This is a genomic window from Pseudomonas sp. S06B 330, assembly GCF_002845275.2.
Classification (GTDB): domain Bacteria; phylum Pseudomonadota; class Gammaproteobacteria; order Pseudomonadales; family Pseudomonadaceae; genus Aquipseudomonas.
Window position 1 is genome coordinate 3555081 of record NZ_CP088149.1, and the last position, 23595, is coordinate 3578675.

Sequence of the window (23595 nt, forward strand, 5' to 3'; positions counted from 1 at the left end):
CTGGCTCAAAAGCTCAGCACCACTTGCACCACATCGGTGTAACTGCCGGCCGGCAGATTGCCGGGCAACTGCGCCCGGGCAAATACCGGTAGCTTGATCGCCGACGGATCACTGTAGGTCACCGCCACACTCTGGTTGATGCCCAGGCTCTGGCTGAAACCGGCATCACGAAACAGTTGATAGGCCACCCGCGCCGTACCGTTGCTGCGCTTGAGGTTGCGCGTGCCGCTGGCGCTGTTCTGCCCGGCATCGACACTCATGCTCAAGCTCACCCCTGGTGTGCATTGCAAGGTCACCGTGGTACCCCCAAGGGCCGTGGTGACGCTGCTGGTCGACAGCGCCGACCAACTGCCGAAATCCAGATTGCCGTAGTTGCTGACCCCACCGACCACCAGGCAACCGGCCACCACCGTGGCGCTGACCTGGAAGGTACTGGTGGTGGCCGCATCCAGCGGCACCGGCACACCGCCAGCGAGCAGCGCCAGCACGGTCGGCACTACACGGATCACGGTTCAGAAACTCAGCTCGACCGCCACCGTATCGGTGTATACCCCAGCAGGTAGGCCCACCTTGCCCTGGGCTTGACCGTAGAGATTGACCGTCTGCGCCACCCCGGTACTGGTCGGCAGGGTGATCACACCGTCGATGACCAATACCTGAGTGTGCCCCGAATCGGTATAGAAATCATAAGGCACATAGTTGCCGCTGCCATCGGAAAGCGCTCGGGTACCGCCATCGGACTGGTTGTCGTTGGCTCCGGCACCCACCTTGATCGCCGGCACTGTGCCGGCGGAGCACAGAATGCTCATGGCGCCCCCGCCATTGCCGAGCACCTGACCCGAGGCCGAGGTGAACATGGCATCGTGAGTGCCGAAGTTAAGCGTACCGAAGTTCAGGCCGCTGGCGCCGCTGCCACCGTTGACTTGGCAACTGGAGGTCAATGTCAAGGTAGCGTTAATGTTACCGGTCACCGTGGCCGCCTGGGCTTGCGCGCCAAGGGCCAGGCCAACGCCGGCGAAGATGAAGCGAGAAATCCTCGGGTGCATGCGTCTCTCCTTGCGTGTTACCAATCCAGAGTCACCATCAGGGTATCGCGGTAGATTCCGGCGGGCAGCGCTTTGGGTTGAGCAACTACCACGCCGTAGATCGGAATCGGAATCTGCGCAGCGCTGCTGACCGAGAAGTTGCGGCTCTGGCCGATGGTGTAGCGGGCCCGGCCCAAGGGGTCAGCCGACAGTTCGTAGGCAATCAGTTCACGGCCATTGCTCAGGCGCCGCGTCGCACCGTCGCCGTGGGCGCCGCCGTTGATGCTCACGGTGAACGCGCGTACCGCCGGGTTGCAGCGCACCTGCAAGCTGCCATGGCCGGCAGACTCTTCCAGATCACTGTGCAGCGCTTCGGTCCAGCTTGGGCCCTGGCTGCCGAAGTCCAGTACACCGGCCTCAGGCGCCTTTACGCCCCCAGCGCCCGGCTCGCCGCTGATCTGGCAGGCACTGCTGATCACCAGTTGGGCCTGGATATGGCCGCTCATGGCCGCGAACGCAGCGGGACTGATCAGCAGCAGCGGGCCAACGGTCAACAGCAAGAGCGGTTTCATACTGCCAGTTCCTTTAGCAGGTGCCGACCCTGGCAACTACCAGGTGACGGTGACTTTGAGTAGATCCGAGTAACGACCGACCTGTGGCACCTGGGCTAGGCTGTCAATACGCGCGTACAACGGCAGCGCTACCGAACCGGATTCAGGCACCCGGGCGTGCTGCGCGACATTGACCGGTAACGGCTGACGCCAGGCAGGGTCCTGATACAAACGGTAGGGAATGGGTGGTGCTGATGGCTGGCTGCTGGCCAGGTAACGCACCTCACCGATGCCGCCGTGCTGACCACCATCGACCTGAACCTGATAAGCAGTGTCGGGGTTGCACTCAAGGCGCGGCGGGCGCTGGGCAAGTAACTGGCTGGTCAGCGGCCCGGCCGGGGCATCGAGGCGCGCCGTGCTGCCAAAGTCGAGGACACCCAGCGCTTGGGCGCCGGCATCTCGTGGCGTGTGGATGAGGACGCAGCCACGCTGCACCTGCACTTTGACTTCAACCATGAATTCGGCGGCAACTGAGCTGTCAACGAGGATCAGCCCGAGCAACGGCGCCAGCGTGCATCCCTTCACCTTGTCATCCCTCAACACAGGATTGATCTGACGTTGAGGGTAGCAGCCGAGCCCAAAGCTGCCAGCTTGAAGAAAAGTGTGTCAGTTGCTGCGCGGTGTCCGCATCGCTGGCAACCCCGCAGCCTATTGGTTAAATTAGCCGCCCCCGCTCACACCCGTCGTTGCTTCCCGATCCCCTAAGGAGCCCGGTTTGTCTGCCCTGCCACCCTCATGGATACGTTCACCGCTGCGCGCCCTGCGTCACCGACTCGCAACGATGGCACGGGAAGACGCCGATCGTTCTGCCGCCGTTCGTCAGCATTTTCGCCACAAGGCAGCGTCCCAAGGCTACACCCTAAGCCAAGGCCAGCTGCACGTTATCGAACAGATGGCCACCCAGGCCGCCGCCCTCGACCGAGGTCAGGCCCGTAGCCTGTACTTGTATGGCGCAGTCGGGCGAGGCAAAAGTTGGCTGCTGGAGGGTTTCTTTCACGCCTTGGTGCAGCCACACAAGCGCCGCGTGCACTTTCACGACTTCTTTGCCCGATTGCATCAGGGCATGTTCGAGCACCGCCATCAGCAGGATGCCCTGGCCTGCACCCTCGATGAATTGCTCGAAGACTGTCAAGTGCTGTGCTTTGACGAGTTCCATGTGCATGACATCGGCGACGCAATGTTGATCACCCGGCTGTTTCAGGCCCTGTTTGAGCGCGGGATTTTCCTTCTGGTGACCTCCAACTACGCGCCCGCAGGTTTACTCCCCAACCCGCTCTACCACCAGCGCTTCGAGCCGGTGATCCGCCTGATCAACAGTCGTATGCAGGTGTTGGAGGTCGGTGGCGAGCAGGATTACCGCAGTTTGCCCAGTGATGCCAGCCAGCAGCGTTTTACCCAAGGCCATTACCTTTGGCCGGGCAGCCCGGCACAGCGTCAGGCGCTGCAATTGCCGGAGCTGGGCGAAGTGTCGATACCCCTGCAGGTCGGTAAACGCCAACTGCTGGTCCGGCTCATTGAACAGGACACCCTGGGGTTCGATTTTGCCCAGCTCTGTGAACAACCCACAGCAGTCATCGACTACCTGGAACTGGCCCGGCGTTTCGACCATTGGATCATCGATGGTTTACCGCGCCTGGAAGACTGCTCGATGGCCGAGCAGCAGCGCTTCATCAATCTGGTGGATGTGCTCTATGACCAGGACAAGCACCTGGTGTTGATCGGCCAGTTGCCGCTGGCCGAAAGCCTCGGTGGCAGCGCGAGCGACCTGGCGCGTACCCGCAGCCGCCTCGGGCAGTTACGCCAGCAGCTGTAAACCATCGCCGGCAACACCGGCGATGGATCGCCCCGTAGCCTCATCCCGCCCGAGCAAAATCCGCCAGCACCGCCTCGATTTCCCCAAGCACCGCCGGATCGTCCAGGGTCGAGGGCGGCGTGTAGGCTTGCTGGTCAGCAATTTTGCGCAGCACCGCACGCAGTATCTTGCCTGAGCGGGTCTTGGGCAGGCGCTTGACCACCCGCACCTGATTGAAACAAGCCAAAGCACCGATGTGCTCACGTACGCTAGTCACCAGGTCACTCTGCAAGGCCGCCTCGTTGATGCCCTGACCATCCTTGAGCACCACCAGGGCCAAAGGCACCTGCCCTTTGATCTCATCATGTACGCCAATGACCGCACACTCGGCCACGGCCGGATGACGAGCGACCAGATCCTCCATTTCCCCCGTGGACAGCCGATGCCCGGAAACGTTGATGACATCGTCGGTGCGCCCCATGATATAGACGAAGCCATCGTCATCCAGATAGCCGCCGTCGCCGGTATGGTAGTAGCCCGGATAAGTGGTGAGGTACGCCTCCAGGTAGCGTTGGTGGTCGCCCCACAGCGTTTGACTGCAGCCCGGCGGCAAGGGCAGAGCAATGACGATGGCACCCTGTTGGTTGGCGCCAAGCAAGTGACCGTCGTCATCGAGCACCCGCACGTGGTAACCCGGTACTGCGCGGTTGCTGGAACCCGAACGTGCCGTGCTACCTTCCAAACCGACGCAGGGCGCGGTGACCGGCCAGCCGGTTTCGGTTTGCCACCAGTGGTCATGGACGGCCTTGCCGCTGGTCGATTCCAGCCACTGATGCGTGCTGGAATCAAGCTTCTCGCCCGCCAGAAACAGCTGGCGCAGGGAGCTCAGGTCATAACGGCGCATCAGCTCGCCGTTGGGGTCTTCCTTACGAATCGCGCGCATGGCCGTCGGCGCACAAAACAGGCCATTAACCCGGTATTGCTCGACCACCCGCCAATACGCGCCCGCATCAGGCGTGCGGATCGGTTTACCCTCATAGAACACCGTGGTGCAGCCGCTCATCAACGGGCCGTAGACGATCAAGGAATGGCCAACCACCCAGCCGACATCCGATATCCCCCACCATACATCCCCCGCCTGCATCCCATAGATATGGCGCATGGCAAAGCACAGGGCTACCGCATTGCCGCCGTTTTCGCGGACGATGCCCTTGGGTTTTCCGGTCGTGCCTGAGGTGTACATGATGTATAGCGGGTCGCATGCGGCCATCTCGATCGGGGCCACCGGACTTGCCCCGGCCACTGCCGCCTGCCAGTCCAGATCACGGCCTTCGACCAGCGTGGCCAAGGCTTGCGGGCGTTGCTGCACCAGCACCTGGCGTGGTGGGTACTTAGCCAGTTGCAGCGCGCGGTCCACCAACGGTTTGTACGCGATGACCCGGTCGAACTCCAGCCCGCAAGAGGCCGTCAGCAACAGCTTGGGCCGGGCATCATCGATACGCAGCGCCAGCTCATTGGCGGCAAAGCCGCCGAACACCACTGAATGCACCGCGCCAATGCGGGCACAGGCGAGCATGGCCATGGCCGCCTGGGGCACCATGGGCATATAAATGATCACCCCGTCGCCCTTCTCCACCCCCAGCGAACGCAGCAACCCGGCCAGGCGCGCCACTTCATCGCGCAACTGCGTATAGGTGAATGATTGCTGGCTGCCGGTTACCGGCGAGTCGTAGATCAGCGCCGTCTGCTCGCCGCGCCCCTGCTCAATCTGGTGATCCAGGGCCAGGTAGCAACTGTTCAGGCGCCCGTCGGCAAACCACTGATGGGTACCATCGGGGTTTTCAGTAAGGGTTTTGTGGGGTTTGTGGTACCAGGCCAGGTGATCGGCCTGCTCGGCCCAGAATGCGGCAGGATCGGTGATGGAATGGGCGTAGCTGTGCTGATAGGTCATCGATTCAAACCCTGAACTTGTTGTTATTTATAAAGGGCGAGCATCGAGTATGAACCGCAAGGGTCAGTCTGCCATGGGACTTAAGTCGCATGCGCCGCGCCGATTGTCGGTATCATGGCCGCCGCGTTTTCTTCACTGGCCCCGTATCCACTCCATGCATACCCTCGACGATCTCAAGGCCGGCCGACTGGCAGGCGTTACCCGCCTCAATCTGCAGTGCGGGCTTGAGCAGTTCCCCCAGGAAATCTTCGACCTGGCCGACAGCCTGGAAATCCTCAACCTGACCGGCAACCGCCTCAGTGAGCTGCCCGACGACCTCGACCGCCTGTACAAACTCAGGGTGCTGTTTTGCTCGGACAACCGCTTCACCCGGTTGCCGGAAAGCGTGGGCCGCTGCCCCGCCCTTGAAGTGGTCGGATTCAAAAGCAATCGCATCGAGCAGGTCAGCCCCGCCGCCCTGCCCCGACGCTTGCGTGCGCTGATCCTCACCGACAACTGCATCAGTGCCCTGCCCGAGGCCTTGGGCGATTGCCCGGAGCTGCAAAAACTGATGCTGGCCGGCAACCGCTTGCACGAGCTGCCGCAACGCCTTGCCCGTTGCCAAAAGCTTGAACTGCTGCGCATCGCCGCCAACCAGTTGCAAACGCTCCCGGACTGGCTCCTGCACCTGCCACGTCTGGCCTGGTTGGCCTACGCAGGCAACCCCTTGCCCCCAGCCTACTGTGCCCCCGAAGATGCCGGGCATTGCCCGCGCATCGATTGGCAGCACATCAACCTTGCCCACGTGCTGGGTCAAGGCGCTTCCGGGGTAATTTACCAAGCCAACTGGCAACAGCAGGACGCACCGGTGGCGGTCAAGTTGTACAAAGGCCAGATGACCAGCGATGGCTCTCCTCTCAACGAGATGCACGCTTGCATTGCCGCCGGTGATCATCCGCAGTTAGTGCGCCTGGCAGGGCGCATCGACAACCACCCCGACCAGTTGCCAGCGCTGGTGATGCAATTGATCGACCCACACTGGTTCAACCTGGCCGGGCCACCGACCCTTGAGGCGTGCACCCGCGACACCTATGCCAGCGAACGCCGGTTGAGCCTGGCAGCCGTCAAGCGCCTGGCCTGTGCGATCGCCTCGGTTGGCGAGCACTTACACCACCACGGCATTGCCCATGGTGATCTGTATGCGCACAACATTCTCTGTGATGAACAGGGTCAGTGCTTGCTCGGCGACTTTGGCGCGGCGTCGTTCTACGCCCAGGATGACAGCCCAACGGCGGCGGCGTTGCAGCGCATCGAAGTGTTGGCATTCGGGGTGTTGTTGGGTGAATTGCTCGATTGTTGCGACGACGATTGCGACGCGCTGCGCTTGCTACAGCGGCGTTGTTTACAGCCGCAGGTGCCGCTACGACCTGCGTTTGCCCAGATAAGCCGGCAACTGCAGCTCATCGCCACGCCCTAGGCTCTGTATGAAAAGTTTTGAGACGAACGTCAGGCAAGGCGAAAACAGCCGAGGAAGCGGAGTTTACGGGTTGTAAATGAGCATTCCGAGGCTGTTTTCAACGCAGCATCACCGAGTATCAAGGCTTTTCGTACAGGGCCTAGGTGCCGCGGTGTTAGAACTTGACCAATGCCTGCACCACCACGCCGATCACATCAGTCTGCTCCGTAAACAGGGCCTTGGGATAGGTGGGGTTAAGCGGCTTCAAGTAGGTCTGACCACCTTCCTCAATCAACTGACGGAATACCGTGGTCGTGGAGCCTGGCAAACGGGCGATAACCAGCTTGCCAGGCTCAGCACCCACCCCGGTGTCCACCAGGATCAACATGCCGTGCGGCACACTCAGGCCCATCGGTGCGGTCATCGCATCGCCTTCGACGCGCAACCAGAACCCTCGCCCTTGCGCTGCATAGTCGCTTGACTGCTGCGCGCTGGGATCCGCTACCTGCTCAGGGTCCAAATCGCCCCCGGTCAAAATTGGATAGCGAAAATACAATTCGTGTCGATGGCCATCGGCGCCCGTCACGGCGGCAGGGAAACTCGATGTGTCATACACACCGCTGCTTTCCTTGAGTTGATGGGGATAAACAATCTGCAGCGGCGCAAACCCCAGCTCTACCAGAATCTGGTTGAGCACGCGCAATTTGGGTTGACGTCCACCACGCAGCCAGTGGCCCACAGCGCCCTGAGTGACGCCGATCCGCTCGGCGAGATTTTCCTGCGTAATCTTCAGATCACGCATTCTGGCTTTAACCAGTTCAGTCCAATTATCCATCGCTGGCACGATACGGACTGCCCTTCGGCGCTCAATACACAAATTGTAGTATTTAAAGATTAGAGACAACTACAAATCGTATTAGTATTTGCCTCAACCGTTCATTGCTCACTCACAAGGCAGGCAGCCAAATGAAAAAGCACCCCTCTGACAAGGATCTTCCCCTGGACAACGAATCGCTGAGCAATAGCGATGCCGCCCGCCGTGCGCTGGATTTCTACCTGAATCCCACGCCACCTGCCGATGCAGTAAAGGCGTGCTGGCTGGTGCCGCGCGAGGGTTTGAACGAGGCTCAGGCCACCGAGCACGCGACCGAGCTGCTGCGTTGTGCTGCCGCTACCGCGCACGAGGCGGCCAATGGTTTACAGGGGATGCACCGGGATCTGGCGCTGACCGTGATGCACATGATCAACATGGCCAGAACAATGCTGGAACACACGCCGAGCGCTCTTCAGCGATCTTGAGCCTATGCGCTAAGCGTTAAACGTGGGAAGTACTGCGACAACGGTGCTAGAGCCGTCGATAGTGCGAGGGAGCGCATTCGGTAAAAGTTTTTTACGGAATGACAGAAAATTCATTTGACTTGCAAATGATAACGATTATTATTGCTCACAACTGGTCGCGAGACTGGTTGGATAACTGAAAGCCCTTAGGTCGGACTCTCAGATTATCTCCTCATCAGGCTAATCACGGTTTTTGACCCGGCTTTTTTGCCGGGTCTTTTTTTTGGCTCTTCAGGCTAATGAAGGCAGGTGTTGCTTGAATGGCCGCGATGATAGCAAATGAATGTCGCAGGGTGAAGCAGGCGACGGCGCTTTGCCGAATTAGCACTTGAGAATCAATCTCGTTACGACTAAGCTGTCATCGCGTCACGGAGGACGCCCCCTCCCCCTATTCAGCAAGGAGCTTGTACATGACCCGTCTATTGCTGCCCCTTGAGCATCACCCCCATTCCCAAGACCTCGCTGACGATGCCTTGCTGGCGCAACTCAAACAGTTGCCCCGCCGCGTTCAGCAGGTGTTTCTCCTCAGCCGCCTTGATCAACTGAGCTTTGCCGCCATCGCCGAGCGCCTGGGCCTGCCTGCGCTCACCGTCGAGCGCCATATGAACCAAGCTTTGCAAAGCATACGTCCAGTGCATGATGCGGTGGCCAACGCGGCCGGTCAGTGGTATGTACGCCTACAAAGCCCACAGGTTACCGCCAGCGAACGCATTGACTTTCGCCGTTGGCTCGACGCCGCCCCAGCACACCGAGAAGCCTTCCATGCCACCGAGTTGCGTTGGCGCACCCTGTTGGCGCCGGCCCGGCAACTGGGCCATGACGCCTGGTACCGGCAACCGCGTGCGGCGCTCTCCATCGGCGGCTGCTCAGTAGCGATCGGGCTGGCCCTGGCCGCATTGGCAGCGATTGGTTTCTGGTCCTGAGCCAGGCGTGTAGAGTGAGCTCCACAACAACTCTACAGGAGCCTGGTGATGACCCTGACGCTATCCCCCCTGCACATCGATTGCGACTTCGATTCCGGTAACATCCTGATCTCCGATGCCAGTGACCCCAGCCATACACGCCTGGCGATTCGCCCCGACAGCTGCAGCGATCATTTTCAGTGGTTTCACTTCAAGGCCAGTGGCCTGACACCCGGACAGGTACACACCTTCGTACTGGAAAACGCCGGTCAGTCTTCTTATAACGAAGCCTGGACGGGTTATCAGGCGGTAGCGTCCTACGATCAGCAGCAATGGTTCCGGGTGCCCACCCAGTTCGACGGCAAGGCTCTGAGCTTTGCTCTCAAGGCTGAGCAGCCACAGGCCTGGTTTGCCTATTTCGAGCCCTACCCCCGCGCCCGCCACAATCAACTGATCGAACGTGCCACCCGCGTGCCCGGCGTTGAACTGCTGGCGACCGGCCGCAGTGTCGAAGGGCGTGATATTCCGTTGCTGCGAGCCGGTGACGGTGCGCCTGGCAAGCGCAAGCTCTGGATCATCGCCCAGCAGCATCCAGGTGAGCACATGGCCGAATGGTTCATGGAAGGCGTGATCGACCGCCTGGAGCACAATGATCCGAGCATGGCGGCGCTGCTGCAGCAGGCTGACCTGTATTTGATCGCCAACATGAACCCAGACGGCGCCGTGCGCGGCCACCTGCGCACCAACGCTGCAGGTCAGGACCTCAACCGCGCCTGGCAAAGCGCAAGCACCGACAAAAGCCCGGAGGTGTTATTCGCCCAACTGCAAATGAAACAGCATGGCGTCGATATGTTCCTCGACGTGCATGGCGATGAGGAAATCCCTCATGTGTTTACTGCCGGCTGCGAAGGTAATCCGGGTTACACCCCGCGCCTGGCTGACTTGGAAAAGACCTTCCGCGACAGCCTGTGCAAGCGTACCGTCGATTTCCAGCAAGTCCACGGCTACCCACGCTCCGCGCCTGGCCAGGCTAACCTGACGCTGGGCGCCAACAGCGTCGGCCAAGCCTACGAGTGCCTGTCCCTGACCCTGGAGATGCCGTTCAAAGACCACGACGGTGCACCCAACCCGCAAACCGGTTGGAATGGCCTGCGCTCAAAAGCGCTGGCCAGTGCCGTGCTGGATGTCCTTGGGCAGATGGTCGCCACCCTGCGCTGAGGGCGCCGACCCGTGCAGGAGGGTCAAGCCTGACCGTGGGCCTTGTGCTTGAGTTTCTCGGTGTCGACCCGCACGAACACCGAGTCGGCGGTCACGGTCAGCACATCGCCGGCCCAGACCTCGCAGATCACCCGACTCTTGCGCCCCACCTCGCCTTCGACCCGGGCTTTGAGCACCAGCTCAACGCCCATGGGCGTGGGTTTTAGGTAAGTCAGGTTGAGCTGGCCGGTGACGCAGTCGATGCGTGGCAGGCTCCCCGGCTCACGCCCTTCGGCGCGGTAGTGATAGGCCATGGCTGTCCAGTTGGAATGGCAATCGACCAACATGGCCAACAGACCGCCATAGACCAGCCCCGGCCAACCGAGAAAGGTGCTGTCGGGTGAGTGCCGGCAGACCAGGTGCACAGCATCCTCGTCCCAATAGCTTTTTACGTGCAGGCCACTGGAATGAGAGCAGCCGCAGCCATAGCAGACGCCTTCGGGCGCGGCCAGTTCCTGAAGGGAAAGCAGGTGATCGTTCATAAGCTTCCTGGTTGTCTGTGTTAGAGGGAAAGCGTTGCCGATAGTACCGCTGTGTCACGCAAAAGCCCATGAACAGGTCATGGGCTTTGTTCAGTGCACGGGACTGGCCTAGGTACCTTTAACTGGCGCCATTGGCTGCTTCGACACGCCACCGGCGGCTGATTTTCGCCGGGTCAGCGAGATCAGCAGGATCGCCAGGGTCACCCCGGCCGTCATCAGCGTTTCGTAGCGGTAGGCCGGGCTGATCAGCATGTAGCCCAGCACCGTGACGATCAGGCCGATGACCAGCCAGGTCAGCCAGGGGAACAGCCACATCTTGAACGCCAACTCAGTGCCTTCGCGATCATTGATGGCGCGCATACGCAGTTGCGACACGGCGATCACCAGGTACACCAACAGGGCAATGGCGCCGGTGGTCGAGAGCAAAAAGCCAAAGACCTTGCCAGGGAACACATAATTGACCAGGCAGCCAGCAAACCCTGCAAAGGTCGAAAGAATCACCGCCACCGTCGGCACCCCGTTACCGGAAATGCGCTTGGTCATCGACAGCGCCTCACCCCGTGAGCCCAGCGAATAGAGCATCCGCGAGGCCGTGTACAGCCCCGAGTTCATGCAACTGGTCACCGCCACCAGTACCACCAGGTCGACCAACAACTTGGCCCCCGGCACGTTCAGCACTTCTAGCACCCGCTGGAACGAACCCACGCTTTTGAGCCCCGGATCGTTCCAGGCCACCAGCGAAACGATGAAGAAGATCGAGACGATATAGAAGATGGCGATGCGGTAGACCACCAGGTTAGTGGCCTTGCGAATCTTCTCCTTGGGGTTGGCGGTTTCGTCGGCGGCAATGGTGACAATTTCTGCGCCGAAGAACGAGAAGATGGTGACCAGCACGCCACCGAGCACCGCGCCAAAGCCGTTGGGCATGAAGCCGCCATTGGCCCACAACTGGCTGACCCCGGAAGTCTGCTGTGCCAGTGGCCAGACGCCAAACACCGCCAGGCTGCAGACGACAATGAAGGCGACGATTGCCACCACCTTGATCAGAGCGAACCAATACTCAAACTCACCGAAGTTCTTCACGCTGATCAGGTTGGTGCACGACAGCACGACCATGATCAGAAAGGCAAACAGCCAGGACGGTACTGTCGGAAAATAGGCATGAAGAATATCGGCCCCGGCTATCGCTTCGACCGGAATGATCAGCACCCAGAACCACCAATACAACCAACCGATGGTAAAGCCGGCCCAAGGGCCGATGGCTTGGCTGGCGTAGGTGGAGAACGAGCCGCTGTTGGGATTGGCAATGGCCATTTCACCGAGCATACGCATCACCAGCAGCACCAGCAGGCCGGTCATTGCATAGGAGATAAGAATGGCCGGCCCGGCTGTGGCGATGGCGGTAGATGAGCCAATAAACAAGCCGGCACCGATGATGCCGGCAATGGAAATCATCGACACCTGACGGGATGTCAAGCCGTGTTGTAGCGAACGCTGTTTCTTTTGTTGTAGCGATGCCATGTTCAACCCTCAACTGGGTATGCCGCTGCACAACGTGCGCAGCCGACAGGGTTAGAGCAGTAGTTGTTATTAGTGGTGGTGACGGTTGTTGTTGTCGGCGGCCCGCCCCAAGCCGAAATAAGTACCCTCCTGTGCACAGGTGACACGCTGTGATTAATAAACGTTCGCGCGGCGAACAGTCATCAATTAGTTGCCCTGACAGCGCTGTTTTGGCTACTGATAATTTCAGTTGAAATCCTTGATGTGAGTCAGTTTTAATCCAGTTCACTGACGTTCACAAACGACCTTTTAGAAGCACATAATTCCCTGACGGAATGACCTCAGGCTTTTTGTGGCTTTCACGTCGTCCAAGGAAAGGATCAACCGTCCTGTCCAACGTGCAGCAGCCAGTCGCACATTCAGAATTGCAGGAATGACAGCAATCGATTATTTCGTTTGCGCTCGCCGCCACTGTGCCGTTTATATACCGGCATAACTTGCAGAGGCCGCGTGCACATGAGCCACGAACATATCAGTCAGTCCATCTCCGTAGTTCACCCCATAACACTGTCCCACGGTAAAAATGCGGAAGTGTGGGATACGCAGGGCAAACGCTATATTGATTTTGTTGGCGGTATTGGCGTATTGAACCTGGGCCATTGCAATCAGCAGATTGTCGCCGCGATCCAACAACAGGCCACACGCCTGACGCACTACGCATTCAATGCCGCCGGGCACGAACCCTACATCGACCTGATGAAGCGCCTGACAGCGTTTGTGCCGGTTTCCTACCCACTGAGCGGGATGCTCACCAACAGTGGTGCCGAAGCGGCGGAAAATGCCCTGAAGATTGCCCGTGGCGCCACCGGCAGAACCGCGGTCATCGCCTTTGACGGCGGCTTTCATGGCCGTACCCTGGCCACCCTGAACCTCAATGGCAAGGTCGCGCCGTACAAGCAGCGGGTCGGGGTATTGCCCGGCCCGGTCTATCACCTGCCCTACCCAAGTGTCGATACCGGGGTCAGTAGTGATCAGGCTGTGACGGCCCTGGAACGCCTGTTCAGCGTCGAAATCGATGCCAATGAGGTGGCGGCGGTGATCTTCGAACCCGTCCAGGGCGAAGCGGGCTTCCTGGCCATGGACCCGGCCTTTGCCCTCGCACTGCGCAGCGTTTGCGATGCCCATGGCATCCTGATCATTGCCGACGAAATCCAGTCGGGGTTCGGTCGCACCGGCCAGCGCTTTGCCTTCCCACGCTTGGGTATCGAACCGGACCTGCTGCTGGTAGCCAAGAGCATTGCTGGCGGCATGCCGTTGGGCGCAGTCCTCGGGCGCAAGGCCCTGCTCGACAACTTGCCCAAAGGCGGCCTCGGCGGTACCTATTCAGGTAACCCAATGGCCTGTGCAGCGGCCCTGGCGACGCTTGAGCAAATGACCGATGCCAACCTTGCCACCTGGGGTGAGCTGCAGGAAACGGCCATTGTCAGCCGCTACCAGCGCTGGCAGGCTCAGCAGCTTTCACCCTACCTGGGGCGCCTCACCGGCACCGGCGCCATGCGCGGCATTGAACTGGTCGACGTCAACGGCGCACCGGCGCCCGCACAGCTGGCGCAATTGCTCCAAACGGCAAGGGATGCCGGGTTGCTGCTGATGCCCAGTGGCAAGGCGCGGCACATCATCCGCCTGCTGGCACCGCTGACCATCGAAGCTGACGTACTCAACGAGGGCCTGGATATTCTTGAGAGTTGTCTGGCCCGACTGCATTGACCTGACGCCAGCGAGGGCCAATCATTCAGGCAAACGGATGATGTTGCGGGAGACGCTCATGCTCGAAGGACTGGTCCTCGCGGTGTTGATTGGCCTCACCGCCACAGCCCTGGCCGACCTGTGGACGCTGTTTCAACAGCGCGTACTGGGTACACCCGGGCCGAACTGGGCTATGGTCGGTCGCTGGGTCGGGCATATGCAACGCGGACACTTCGTCCACGCCAGCATCGCCAAGGCTCAGGCCCTACCGGGAGAGCGGGTACTGGGTTGGTCCATGCACTACGCCATCGGTATTGTCTTTGCTGCGCTACTGCTGGCACTCAATGGCGTGGAGTGGGTGCGTCAGCCGACCCTGCTACCCGCCCTGGCGCTGGGAATAGCCACGGTACTGGCGCCCTTCTTGATCATGCAACCCGGCATGGGTGCAGGCCTTGCCGCGTCGAAAACGCCAAACCCTCCCGCCGCACGCGCCCGCAGTTTGCTAGCCCATATCGTCTTCGGCATTGCCTTGTACCTGGCGGGCTTGCTGTGGTCGGCGGTGCTGGCCTGAGGGCGATAAGCGCGTAGACGTTACAGGCCAAGTTCCTGCGGGGTGAGCATGTCACATTCAAAGGCAATCCAACCGCCTTCAAGTTCGGCGTGACCATTGACGATCGGGCCGTAGTAGCTCAGGCCGTTGTCCAGGGTCACACAGATGTGCGTGGGTTTGTCCGGTGCGGCCAGGGCGCCGACAAAATGGACTTTCTTCAGGGTGTCAGTGACGGCCTCAAGCCCGATCCGAATCGCGACGTTTTCCACCGCTTCGACGTCATCGTGCAGATCGTCGCTGACGGTCACGGTGGCTGTGTAGTTGTACATGCTTGAACTCCAACGACGGATAGATCGGCGTCTGCTGACGCACGGGGGCGCCTAGGGTAATGGACTGTCACGGAAAAATCCCGTTCACTTCGACATCCGGCAATCGCAAAGACTGGTATTGTGCGCCCCCGCCAAGACAATTCAGGGAAACCACATTGACCGCTGAACAACACCTGACCTCGGACCTGTTCGAAGTCGACAAGCGCCTGGGCCTCAAGCCTGTGGTGGATTTCAACGCCTACCTGGAAAAGGCTTTTGGCGACGGCCCCTGCCGTTGCAGTCGCTGCCTGGCGGGCGCTGGCGATGAATCAGGCTACGAGCACGCACATACCTTCGAGCTGCAAGGCCAGAAAGTACACCGGCGCTTTGCTACAACCGCCGGCAGTGACGTATTGATGGTATTGAAAAAGGCCTGGCTGTCGTACACCAAAGCCGAACTGCAACCGTTGGGCGCACTTGACCTCGATACCCTGCGCGCCTTTGTCGAGCCTCAATTGCACAAGCGCCTGCTGCCGTTGCTGCTGGCCAGCGGCTTGGTCCGCGAGGTGGATGGCCAGCTGATGTTGCAAGCCCAGGCTGGCGACTAAGTAGCGACGCGCCACCGAGCCTGTGTCAGCGGTTGCGTGCTGTAGCCGCTGCCGAGGCACGAGGCTGCGATCAACTGCTGAGCAGTCGCAATTCGGGCACTGCATTGGACCTGGCGAATCGCGGTGGCCAGGTGTTGCGGCCGTTTCACGCCCGATCGCAGCCTTGCGGCAGCGGCTACAAAAGACGTCCCTGGGTCAACCACCCACCGCCAAGGCATACGGCCCTTCGGCCAACTGCTCGCGCAGGAACGCCACACAGCTGCGCACCTTGGCCGAGCTGCTTGAACGCGCCGCCGTCACCGCCCAGACATCCGCAGGTTGGTGGTACGCCGGCAGCACCCGCACCAACGAACCGTCTTCCAGATTACTGACCACATCCCAGTACGAGGCCATGATGATGCCGTGCCCGTCCAGCGCCCATTGCCGGACAATATCGCTGTGGTTGGCGGCCATGGGCCCGGTGACCTTGACCGTCTCGGCACCGCCCGGGCCGACCAGGCGCCAGACCCCGAAGCGATCATCGCGGCTGCGAAACAGCAAACAATCCTGCTGCGCCAACTCCGCCGGCACGCGCACCGGCCCACGCCGCGCCAGGTAGTCGGGCGCGGCCGCCAGCACCCGTTTGTTCTCGGCAATGCGATGGGCAATCAGGTGCTTTTCCTGCACTTCGCCGACGCGAATATCAATGTCGAAGTTCTCGCCAATCAGGTCCACCCGACGGTCCATCAACTCCAGCCAGACGTCCAGATTCGGATGGCGCTTGCGCAGCAACGACAGGATCGGCGCCACATGCTCACGGCCCAAACGCAGGCTGGTGCTGATGCGCAAGGTGCCCCGTGGTTCGCTGTGCGCCGCAGACAGCGATTCGAACATTGATTCTACGTTCTCGAGAATCTTCTGAGCCCAGATAAACGCTGCCTCGCCATCGCTGGTGATGTTGACCCGTCGTGTGGTGCGGTTGAACAACTTCACCCCCAGAAGCGTCTCCAGGGTGGCGATGCGCTTGCTGACATGCGCCGGGGACAGGCCAATCTCAGTGGCAGCGGCAATGAAACTGGAACGCCGGGCCACTTCGCAGAACAACTGCAGGTCGCGCAGCAGCGGCTCATTATTCGCTATTAGCGCATTCTGATTCTTCATTCAGGCCGATTATCTCCCCAACGTTTTTTATTAGCCTCTCACAAAACCGCCGTCGCGGTCTGCCTTGCCCTACAAGAACAATGAGAGCGCCATGACTACCCTACGCATCGCCGTCGCCGGTGCCGGCCTGATCGGCCGTCGTCACATCGAACTGATCCAGGCCAACACCACGTGCCAGCTGTGCGCGCTGGTTGATCCGGCTCCGGCTGCAGCAGCGCTTGCCGCAGCCGCCGGAGTGCCGCTGTATCCCTCGTTGCAACAGCTGTTCGCTGAGCAACGCCCGGACGGGGTCATTCTTGCCACCCCCAATGCCCTGCATGTGGAAGGCGCGTTGGCCTGTGTTGAGCAAGGCGTCGCCGCACTGATCGAAAAACCGGTGGCCCATAGCCTGGCAGAGGGCAAGCGCCTGCTGGCCATTGCCGAGCAATGCGGGGCAAAGCTGCTGGTCGGCCACCATCGGGCACACAGCGCCATTCTCGACAAAGCCCGCGAGGTGATCGCCGAAGGCCTGCTCGGCAACCTGGTGGCGGTAATGGGCAGTGCGCTGTTCTACAAGCCCGATGACTACTTCGATGCCGCACCATGGCGGCGCCAAGCCGGTGGCGGGCCGGTGCTGATCAACATGATCCACGAGATCGGCAACCTGCGTTCGCTGTGCGGTGAAATCGTTGCCGTGCAAGCCCAGGCGTCCAACGCCACCCGTGGCTTTGCCGTGGAAGACAGCGTGGCCATCAGCCTGCGCTTTGCCAGTGGTGCACTCGGTACCTTCCTGCTCTCGGACAGCGCTGCCTGCGCCCGCAGTTGGGAACAGACCGCACGGGAAAACCTCGATTACCCAAGCTATGCCGACGAAGACTGCTACGTCATCGCCGGCACACGCGGCTCGCTGTCGATTCCGACCATGCGCCTGAAGTACTACGAACGCAGCGAGGAGCGCTCCTGGTGGAAGCCCTTCAACACTGCCGTCGCGCCGCTGGAACACGTCGACCCTTTGCAACGCCAGTTGGCGCATTTCTGTCAGGTAATCCGCGACCAAGCCCAACCACTGGTCACGGTCCGTGATGGTCTGCGCAACCTGCAGATCGTCGAAGCCATCCGCCAGGCCGCCGACAGCGGCCAGATCGTCCTCACCGACTCGCTGTGATACCCGCCGTACCTCCATAACAACAACAAACGGAGACACCTCATGGCCAAGCACCCCGAAGGGTTGCATGCGACACAACAAACGAAAAAAGCCACCGCCAGTGGCTGGGTCGGCTCAGCCCTGGAGTACTACGACTTCTTTATCTACGCCCAAGCGGCGGCACTGATCTTCCCGCAAATTTTCTTCCCCTCCAGCGATCCGAGCGTGGCAATCATCGCCTCACTGGCCACTTATGGCGTCGGTTACCTGGCACGCCCGATCGGCGCGTTCGTCCTCGGTCACTGGGGAGACACCCGTGGCCGCAAGCACGTGCTGTTGCTGTGCATGCTGCTCATGGGCCTGGCCACGTTCGCCGTAGGCCTGCTGCCGACCTACAACCAGATCGGCTACTGGGCACCGGCACTGCTGGTGGTGCTGCGCCTGATCCAAGGCTTTGCCGTAGCCGGGGAAATCGCCGGCGCCAGTTCTATGATTCTTGAGCATGCACCGCCCGGGCGACGCGGCTTCTTTGCCAGTTTCACCCTACAAGGGGTACAAGCCGGCCAGGTGCTGGCGGCGGCGATCTTCCTGCCGCTGGCCTATTTCATGCCTGAAGAGGCCTTCAACAGCTGGGGCTGGCGGATTCCGTTCCTGCTCAGTGCCGCCGTGCTGCTCGCGGCGTTCATCATCCGCCGTGAAGTCGAAGAGCCCCAGGCCTTTACCCGCAAAGTCAGCGGCCAGCTGCGCCAACGTTCACCGATTCGCGATGCGTTCACGTACAGCTGGCGCGGCATGCTGGTGGTGCTGGGGGTGTCGCTGATGAACGTTATACCGGTGGTAACCACCGTGTTCGGCGCAGCCTATGCAGTGCAGCCGGCCTACGGCGTGGGCTTCGACAAAAGCGTGTACCTGTGGATTCCAGTGGTCGGCAACATCGTCGCGGTGCTGGTGATTCCCTTTGTCGGCAACCTCTCTGACCGCGTCGGTCGGCGACCGCTGATCATCGGCAGCGCGCTGGGTTGCGGCTTGATGTCGTTCCTCTACCTGTACGCCATCAGCCTGCACAACCTGCCTTTGGCGTTTGCCGCGTCGCTGTTGATGTGGGGGATGATCTACCAGGGCTACAACGCGATTTTCCCCAGCTTCTTTCCTGAACAGTTCCAGACCCATTACCGGGTTTCGGCCATGGCCATTGCCCAGAACATCGGTTACCTGTTCACCGCCCTGCTCCCAGCACTGTTCACCGCCGTGGCACCACCGGGCTCGGACAACGTGCCGCTGCTGATTGGCAGCATCACCTGCCTGGTCACCGCGATCTCGGCCGTCGCGGCCTGGAGCGCGCCAGAAACCTACCGCACTCCCCTGGACCAGCTCGGCCGCGTTGATGCCGTCGCCCTGGACAAACCCGCCTATGACGCCCTGCGCGCCACCTCACTGAACGGAAACCTGCATCCATGACCACCCTACTCGTACTCAACGGCCCCAACCTGAACATGCTCGGCCTGCGCCAGCCTGAGGTCTACGGCCGGGAAACCCTGGCCGACGTCCACGGCCTGTGCCAACAGACCGCCGAGCGCCTGGCGTTGACCCTGGAGTTCCAGCAGACCAATCACGAAGGACAGATGATCGACTGGATTCACCAGGCCCGCGGCCGCGTTGCCGGCATCGTCATCAACCCAGGGGCCTGGACCCACACCTCAGTGGCGATCCATGACGCACTGATCGCCGCTGAAGTGCCAGTGATCGAAGTGCACATTTCCAACGTGCACCGCCGTGAAGCGTTCCGCCACCACTCCTATGTGTCGCTGGTGGCCCAGGCGGTGCTGGCGGGTTTTGGTACCCACGGCTACGTGCTGGCCATCGAGCACTTCGCCCGTCAATTGCGCACACACCAAGGAGGTAACGCATGAAAACCCTGGCCAACCCAACCCAACGCTTGCGCCTGGGCTTTGTCGGCGGAGGCCTGGAGTCGTCCATCGGTGCCACCCACCGCTATGCGGCCCATCTGGATGGTCACTTCGAACTGGTTGCCGGAGTATTTGCCCGCGATGCACAGCGCAACCTGGCCGCCGCACAAGCGTACGGTGTGGCGCCAGCGCGTGCCTACGCCGACTTCCAGCAGATGGCTCGGGCCGAAGCTGAGCGCGACGATGGTATTGAGGCAGTAGCGATCATGGCGCCCAATGCCGTGCATGTCCCGGCGAGCCTGGCTTTTCTCGAACAAGGCATCGATGTCATCTGTGACAAGCCCCTGGCCACCAGCCTGAATGAAGCCAGAACCCTGCTTGAGCGAGTGCGCCAAGGGCCAGCCCTGCAATTGCTGACGCATAACTACAGCGGCTACCCCATGATCCGCGAAGCCCGCGAACTGATTGCCCAAGGCGCCATTGGCGACGTGCGCCTGGTGCAGGTCGAGCATGGCAGCGCCTTCGGCACCCATCCGCTGGAACAACAAGGGGTCAAAGCCCTCACCTGGCGTACCGACCCAAGCCAGGCCGGCAGCTCGTCGGTGCTGGCCGATGTCGGCGTGCATGCCCATCAGTTGCTGCGCTTTGTCACTGGCCAGGAGATCAGCGAAGTCTCGGCGGAGCTCAGTACCCTGGTGCCCGGGCGCCGCTCGGACGACAACGCCCACGTCAAACTGCGCCTGAGCGGCGGCGCGCGCGGCATGCTCTGGGCCAGCTTCGTCGCTGCTGGTCATCGCCATGGCCTGCAGATCCGGGTGTTCGGCTCCAGCGGTTCACTGTATTGGCATCAGGAGGAACCGGAGCGTCTGGAACTGCGTCATCAGGATCAACCCCATCAGGTGCTGCGCCGTGGCGAAGCCTGGCTCAGCGACGCGGCCAAGCACGCCACACGCATCAAGGCTGGTCAGCCTGAAGGTTTGCTCGAAGCCTTCGCCAACCTCTACAGCGATGCTGCCGAACTGATCAGGGCCCGTCGCGAACAACGCCCCAGTTCACCCTTGGCACGCCTGTGCCCGACAGCAGAAGACGGCTTGCGTGGTATGGCGTTTATCGACGCCTGCGTGCGCTCCGACCAGGATCAAGGCTGCTGGACCCGCGTGGACTAAAGCGCTGTATTACCCATTGAGGGTTACTCCATCGCTGTGATGTGCGGCCCGCGTTGGGCCGCGCATACTCGGTTCCAGCCCTGACCAAGGAACCGAGATGAAGATTGAACTCATACAGCTTGAAGGCCGCGACGGCGATACTGCCTACAACCTGCAACGCACGCTGGAGGCCATTGCCAGTTGCAAGGCGGACACCGACCTGCTGGTGTTCCCGGAAACCCAGTTGATGGGTTTTGCCAACGCCGAGCAACTGCCAGAAGTTGCCGAACCCCTGCACGGCCCAAGCCTGCAGGCTGTGCAGCAGGCACTGCGCGAACGCGGTGTGGCCGCCGTGGTCGGCATTGCCGAAGTCGCTGGCGGCGTGTACTACAACACCTCAGTCCTGCTCACCCCTGACGGCCTGGCCCTGTCTTACCGCAAGACCCACTTGTGGCCGTCCGAACGTGGCCTGTTCCAGGCCGGTGATCGCTTCGCCACCACCAGCTGGAACGGGCTGCGCGTCGGCCTGCTGATCTGCTACGACATCGAGTTCCCGGAAAGCAGTCGCGCCCTGGCGCAACTGGGTGTCGACCTGATCATTGTCAGCAACGGCAACATGGACCCTTATGGCCCGGTGCACCGCACCGCGATCATGGCACGCGCCCAGGAAAACCAGGCCTTTGCCGTGATGGTCAATCGGGTAGGCAGCGGTGACGGTGGGCTGGTGTTTGCCGGTGGCAGCAGCGTGGTTGACCCCTTTGGTCGCGTGCTGTTCGAAGCAGGTCGCCAAGCGGGTCGTGAACAGATCGAGCTGAACCTTGAACTGCTGCAGCGGGCCCGCCGCGACTACGACTACCTCAAGGACCGCCGCCTGCACGTGCCAGGCACCCAGGTAGAGCACGCCGACGGGCGTCGCGAACTGTTGATTGCCTAGCACCACCCCACAACAACAAGAACTCTGGAGTGCTCCGATGAAGCCGATCCGCTGCTTACCCCTGGCCTTGGCTGCGTTGCTGTGTATGGCTGGCACTGAGGCGCAAGAAACCTCCACGCCCAGCGTGCACATCTACAACTGGTACGACTATATCGCACCGAATACCACCAAGGACTTTCAGCACGCTTCAGGCATCGCCCCGGTCTATGACGTGTTCGACAACAGCGACGTGATGCAAAGCAAGTTGATGGCCGGGCGCAGTGGCTATGACGTCGTGTTCGCCAGCGGCGATCTGCTGCCCAACCTGATCAAGGCCGGGGTATTGGCAGAACTTGACCGCAGCCAGCTGCCCAACTTCCCGCACCTGGACCCGCAGATGCTCGCCAAGTTGCAGAGCAACGACCCCGGTAACCGCTACGCGGCGCCCTACATGTGGGGGACCACTGGCATCGGCTATGACCAGGACAAGGTCAACGCCTTGCTCGGCGATCAGGCCCCGGTGGACTCCTGGGCACTGATTTTCGATGAAGCAAACCTTGCCAAGCTGGGCGAATGTGGAGTGGCCATGCTCGACGCACCCAATGAGATCATCCCCATCGCCCTGCATTACCTAGGCTTGCCCTACAACAGCAAGAATCCGGATGACTACCGCAAAGCCGAGGCGCTGCTGCTCAAGCTGCGTCCGCACATTCGCTATTTCGACTCATCGAAGTTCATTTCGGACCTGGCCAATGGCAATGTCTGCGTGGTGCTCGGCTGGTCTGGCGGCGTGTTCGAGGCCAAGCTCAGTGCGGAAAATGCCGGCAATGGTCGGCATATCCGCTACAGCATTCCGCGCGAAGGCGCACCGTTATGGCTGGAAAGCATGGTCCTGCTCAAGCAGGCGCCGAACCCGCAACAAGGCCTGGCATTCATCAATTACATGCTCACGCCCAAAGTCATCGCTGAGTCGACCAACTACCTGGGCTACCCGAATGCCAATAAAGACGCCACTTCCCTGGTCGACGCTCACATCCGCGACAACCCTACGGTGTACCCGTCGCAGGCCGTGCTCGACACCCTGTTCCCCCTTGAGCCCTTGCCACTGAAGCTTGAACGGGTACGTACCCGGGTGTGGAGCAAGGTTAAAACCGGTAGCTGACCGCCTTCAGTCTTCCAGTGGTTTAGGCGGTGAAAGCGGCTTGGCAGGTTTTGCCGGCTTGGCCTGCTTACCGTCTTTGGGCGGTGCGCTGGCGGCCTGCTTCTGCTCTGCCACAGTCGGTGCGACGATGGCTTTTTCTGCAGCGGGTAAAGCGTCGACTGCGTCGAAGATCGTCTTGGGTTCGACGGTGCCCGTGTGTTCTATTATTTTCTGTGTGCCATCTTTGCCCACCAGCACTACCAGAGTAGCAACCGTGTCTTTGGCGCTGAACTTGAACTCACGGATCAGCGCCATGGTGGTCTGCTGTTCGAGGAATTTGTCGTCACGCTTGCCAATCATGCCCGCAACGCTATAGAGCACCAGGTTGCGATCATCAAATGCTTTCTTGGTGGCCGGGTCCTCGAGGGCTTTATTCAAACCGCGCAGAGTCGGGTCGGCGGTGCTAGGCGCGATGATGACCAGCGGACGGGCCTTGTACAGGTCCTGTTCCAGGGGCTTCTCGTCCGCGAAGACGGGGCCAGCAACGGCCAATAGGATAGCAAGGGTCAGTGACCGTACGCGCATGCGCATCTCCTTCAGTTTCCATGCAACAAAGACTACAGATCGCGACGAAAGATCCGAAGTGCGAGCCTAAACTACAGGACGAAATCCGTGGGCAGCTCAAAAGTAACTTCCGATTTCCATGTAAGGCCTTGAGCGT

The 23595-nt window shown here is 60.9% G+C and carries 25 protein-coding genes; 14 read left to right on the top strand and 11 right to left on the bottom strand.

Annotated features, from left to right (window positions below; all coding sequences use genetic code 11):
* Positions 1 to 5: 5 nt before the first annotated feature.
* Genes CX511_RS15760 through CX511_RS15775 form a run of 4 tightly spaced genes read right to left on the bottom strand, consistent with a single transcriptional unit; the run spans position 6 to position 2161 of the window.
* Positions 6 to 488, bottom strand: coding sequence for a Csu type fimbrial protein (locus CX511_RS15760; protein ID WP_045183454.1), 483 nt, complete (start codon positions 486 to 488; stop codon positions 6 to 8).
* Positions 489 to 512: 24 nt separating this feature from the next.
* Positions 513 to 1046: a Csu type fimbrial protein gene (locus tag CX511_RS15765; RefSeq protein WP_045183209.1), complete on the bottom strand. Its 534-nt coding sequence runs from the start codon at positions 1044 to 1046 to the stop codon at positions 513 to 515.
* A 17-nt stretch (positions 1047 to 1063) separates the two neighbouring features.
* Complete coding sequence (locus tag CX511_RS15770; RefSeq protein ID WP_045183211.1) at positions 1064 to 1597, bottom strand: Csu type fimbrial protein; 534 nt, start codon at positions 1595 to 1597, stop codon at positions 1064 to 1066.
* Between the two features lie 36 nt (positions 1598 to 1633).
* On the bottom strand, positions 1634 to 2161 hold the full coding sequence (locus CX511_RS15775; protein WP_425312582.1) for a Csu type fimbrial protein: 528 nt from the start codon (positions 2159 to 2161) through the stop codon (positions 1634 to 1636).
* 190 nt (positions 2162 to 2351) lie between these two features.
* Here CX511_RS15775 and zapE point away from each other — a divergent pair, with 190 nt between their 5' ends.
* Positions 2352 to 3449 carry a cell division protein ZapE gene (gene zapE, locus CX511_RS15780; protein ID WP_231353308.1) on the top strand — a complete coding sequence of 366 codons (1098 nt, stop codon included), beginning with the start codon at positions 2352 to 2354 and terminating at the stop codon, positions 3447 to 3449.
* Between the two features lie 40 nt (positions 3450 to 3489).
* Here zapE and CX511_RS15785 read toward each other — a convergent pair whose 3' ends face one another.
* Positions 3490 to 5379 carry a propionyl-CoA synthetase gene (locus CX511_RS15785; RefSeq protein ID WP_045183214.1) on the bottom strand — a complete coding sequence of 630 codons (1890 nt, stop codon included), beginning with the start codon at positions 5377 to 5379 and terminating at the stop codon, positions 3490 to 3492.
* A gap of 154 nt (positions 5380 to 5533) precedes the next feature.
* On the opposite strand from CX511_RS15785, the gene CX511_RS15790 reads away from it, so the two are divergent.
* A complete protein-coding gene (locus CX511_RS15790; RefSeq protein WP_045183215.1) occupies positions 5534 to 6835 on the top strand; it encodes a leucine-rich repeat-containing protein kinase family protein in 1302 nt (433 codons plus the stop codon).
* 154 nt (positions 6836 to 6989) lie between these two features.
* Here the strand turns inward: CX511_RS15790 and CX511_RS15795 are convergent, their stop codons facing one another.
* A complete protein-coding gene (locus CX511_RS15795) occupies positions 6990 to 7649 on the bottom strand; it encodes a LexA family protein (protein ID WP_045183217.1) in 660 nt (219 codons plus the stop codon).
* Positions 7650 to 7780: 131 nt separating this feature from the next.
* Between CX511_RS15795 and CX511_RS15800 the strand changes: the two genes are divergently transcribed.
* The 3 genes from CX511_RS15800 (at position 7781) to CX511_RS15810 (ending at position 10272) form a co-directional block, all read left to right on the top strand.
* The gene (locus tag CX511_RS15800; protein WP_045183219.1) at positions 7781 to 8113 is read left to right on the top strand and encodes a DUF6124 family protein; all 333 of its coding nucleotides are present in this window, start codon (positions 7781 to 7783) and stop codon (positions 8111 to 8113) included.
* Between the two features lie 449 nt (positions 8114 to 8562).
* Complete coding sequence (locus tag CX511_RS15805) at positions 8563 to 9075, top strand: DUF4880 domain-containing protein (RefSeq protein ID WP_101291955.1); 513 nt, start codon at positions 8563 to 8565, stop codon at positions 9073 to 9075.
* A gap of 48 nt (positions 9076 to 9123) precedes the next feature.
* A complete protein-coding gene (locus tag CX511_RS15810; protein ID WP_101291954.1) occupies positions 9124 to 10272 on the top strand; it encodes a M14 family metallopeptidase in 1149 nt (382 codons plus the stop codon).
* A 23-nt stretch (positions 10273 to 10295) separates the two neighbouring features.
* Here CX511_RS15810 and CX511_RS15815 read toward each other — a convergent pair whose 3' ends face one another.
* Positions 10296 to 10793: a PaaI family thioesterase gene (locus CX511_RS15815; RefSeq protein ID WP_045183225.1), complete on the bottom strand. Its 498-nt coding sequence runs from the start codon at positions 10791 to 10793 to the stop codon at positions 10296 to 10298.
* A gap of 108 nt (positions 10794 to 10901) precedes the next feature.
* Complete coding sequence (locus CX511_RS15820; RefSeq protein WP_045183227.1) at positions 10902 to 12314, bottom strand: amino acid permease; 1413 nt, start codon at positions 12312 to 12314, stop codon at positions 10902 to 10904.
* A gap of 495 nt (positions 12315 to 12809) precedes the next feature.
* Between CX511_RS15820 and CX511_RS15825 the strand changes: the two genes are divergently transcribed.
* Positions 12810 to 14060: a 2-aminoadipate transaminase gene (locus CX511_RS15825; RefSeq protein ID WP_045183229.1), complete on the top strand. Its 1251-nt coding sequence runs from the start codon at positions 12810 to 12812 to the stop codon at positions 14058 to 14060.
* Between the two features lie 58 nt (positions 14061 to 14118).
* On the top strand, positions 14119 to 14610 hold the full coding sequence (locus CX511_RS15830; protein WP_218248880.1) for a DUF2938 domain-containing protein: 492 nt from the start codon (positions 14119 to 14121) through the stop codon (positions 14608 to 14610).
* A gap of 20 nt (positions 14611 to 14630) precedes the next feature.
* Here the strand turns inward: CX511_RS15830 and CX511_RS15835 are convergent, their stop codons facing one another.
* Entirely contained in the window at positions 14631 to 14918 is a 288-nt protein-coding gene (locus tag CX511_RS15835) for a hypothetical protein (protein ID WP_045183231.1), read from the bottom strand.
* Positions 14919 to 15073: 155 nt separating this feature from the next.
* Between CX511_RS15835 and CX511_RS15840 the strand changes: the two genes are divergently transcribed.
* Positions 15074 to 15505, top strand: a complete 432-nt coding sequence (locus CX511_RS15840; RefSeq protein ID WP_045183232.1) for a hypothetical protein — start codon at positions 15074 to 15076, stop codon at positions 15503 to 15505.
* Positions 15506 to 15700: 195 nt separating this feature from the next.
* Here CX511_RS15840 and CX511_RS15845 read toward each other — a convergent pair whose 3' ends face one another.
* Positions 15701 to 16645: a LysR family transcriptional regulator gene (locus CX511_RS15845; protein WP_045183234.1), complete on the bottom strand. Its 945-nt coding sequence runs from the start codon at positions 16643 to 16645 to the stop codon at positions 15701 to 15703.
* Positions 16646 to 16736: 91 nt separating this feature from the next.
* Here CX511_RS15845 and CX511_RS15850 point away from each other — a divergent pair, with 91 nt between their 5' ends.
* The 6 genes from CX511_RS15850 (at position 16737) to CX511_RS15875 (ending at position 22895) form a co-directional block, all read left to right on the top strand.
* A complete protein-coding gene (locus CX511_RS15850; RefSeq protein WP_045183236.1) occupies positions 16737 to 17789 on the top strand; it encodes a Gfo/Idh/MocA family protein in 1053 nt (350 codons plus the stop codon).
* Positions 17790 to 17831: 42 nt separating this feature from the next.
* The gene (locus tag CX511_RS15855) at positions 17832 to 19226 is read left to right on the top strand and encodes an MFS transporter (RefSeq protein ID WP_045183240.1); all 1395 of its coding nucleotides are present in this window, start codon (positions 17832 to 17834) and stop codon (positions 19224 to 19226) included.
* Entirely contained in the window at positions 19223 to 19678 is a 456-nt protein-coding gene (gene aroQ, locus CX511_RS15860; protein WP_045183242.1) for a type II 3-dehydroquinate dehydratase, read from the top strand. Before CX511_RS15855 ends, aroQ begins: the two co-directional genes overlap by 4 nt.
* Entirely contained in the window at positions 19675 to 20841 is a 1167-nt protein-coding gene (locus tag CX511_RS15865) for a Gfo/Idh/MocA family protein (RefSeq protein ID WP_101291953.1), read from the top strand. Before aroQ ends, CX511_RS15865 begins: the two co-directional genes overlap by 4 nt.
* 97 nt (positions 20842 to 20938) lie before the next feature.
* Complete coding sequence (locus CX511_RS15870; protein WP_101291952.1) at positions 20939 to 21754, top strand: carbon-nitrogen hydrolase family protein; 816 nt, start codon at positions 20939 to 20941, stop codon at positions 21752 to 21754.
* Between the two features lie 37 nt (positions 21755 to 21791).
* A complete protein-coding gene (locus tag CX511_RS15875) occupies positions 21792 to 22895 on the top strand; it encodes a polyamine ABC transporter substrate-binding protein (RefSeq protein ID WP_045183249.1) in 1104 nt (367 codons plus the stop codon).
* Between the two features lie 6 nt (positions 22896 to 22901).
* Here the strand turns inward: CX511_RS15875 and CX511_RS15880 are convergent, their stop codons facing one another.
* Positions 22902 to 23459, bottom strand: a complete 558-nt coding sequence (locus CX511_RS15880) for a DUF4174 domain-containing protein (RefSeq protein ID WP_101291951.1) — start codon at positions 23457 to 23459, stop codon at positions 22902 to 22904.
* Positions 23460 to 23595 lie beyond the last annotated feature (136 nt).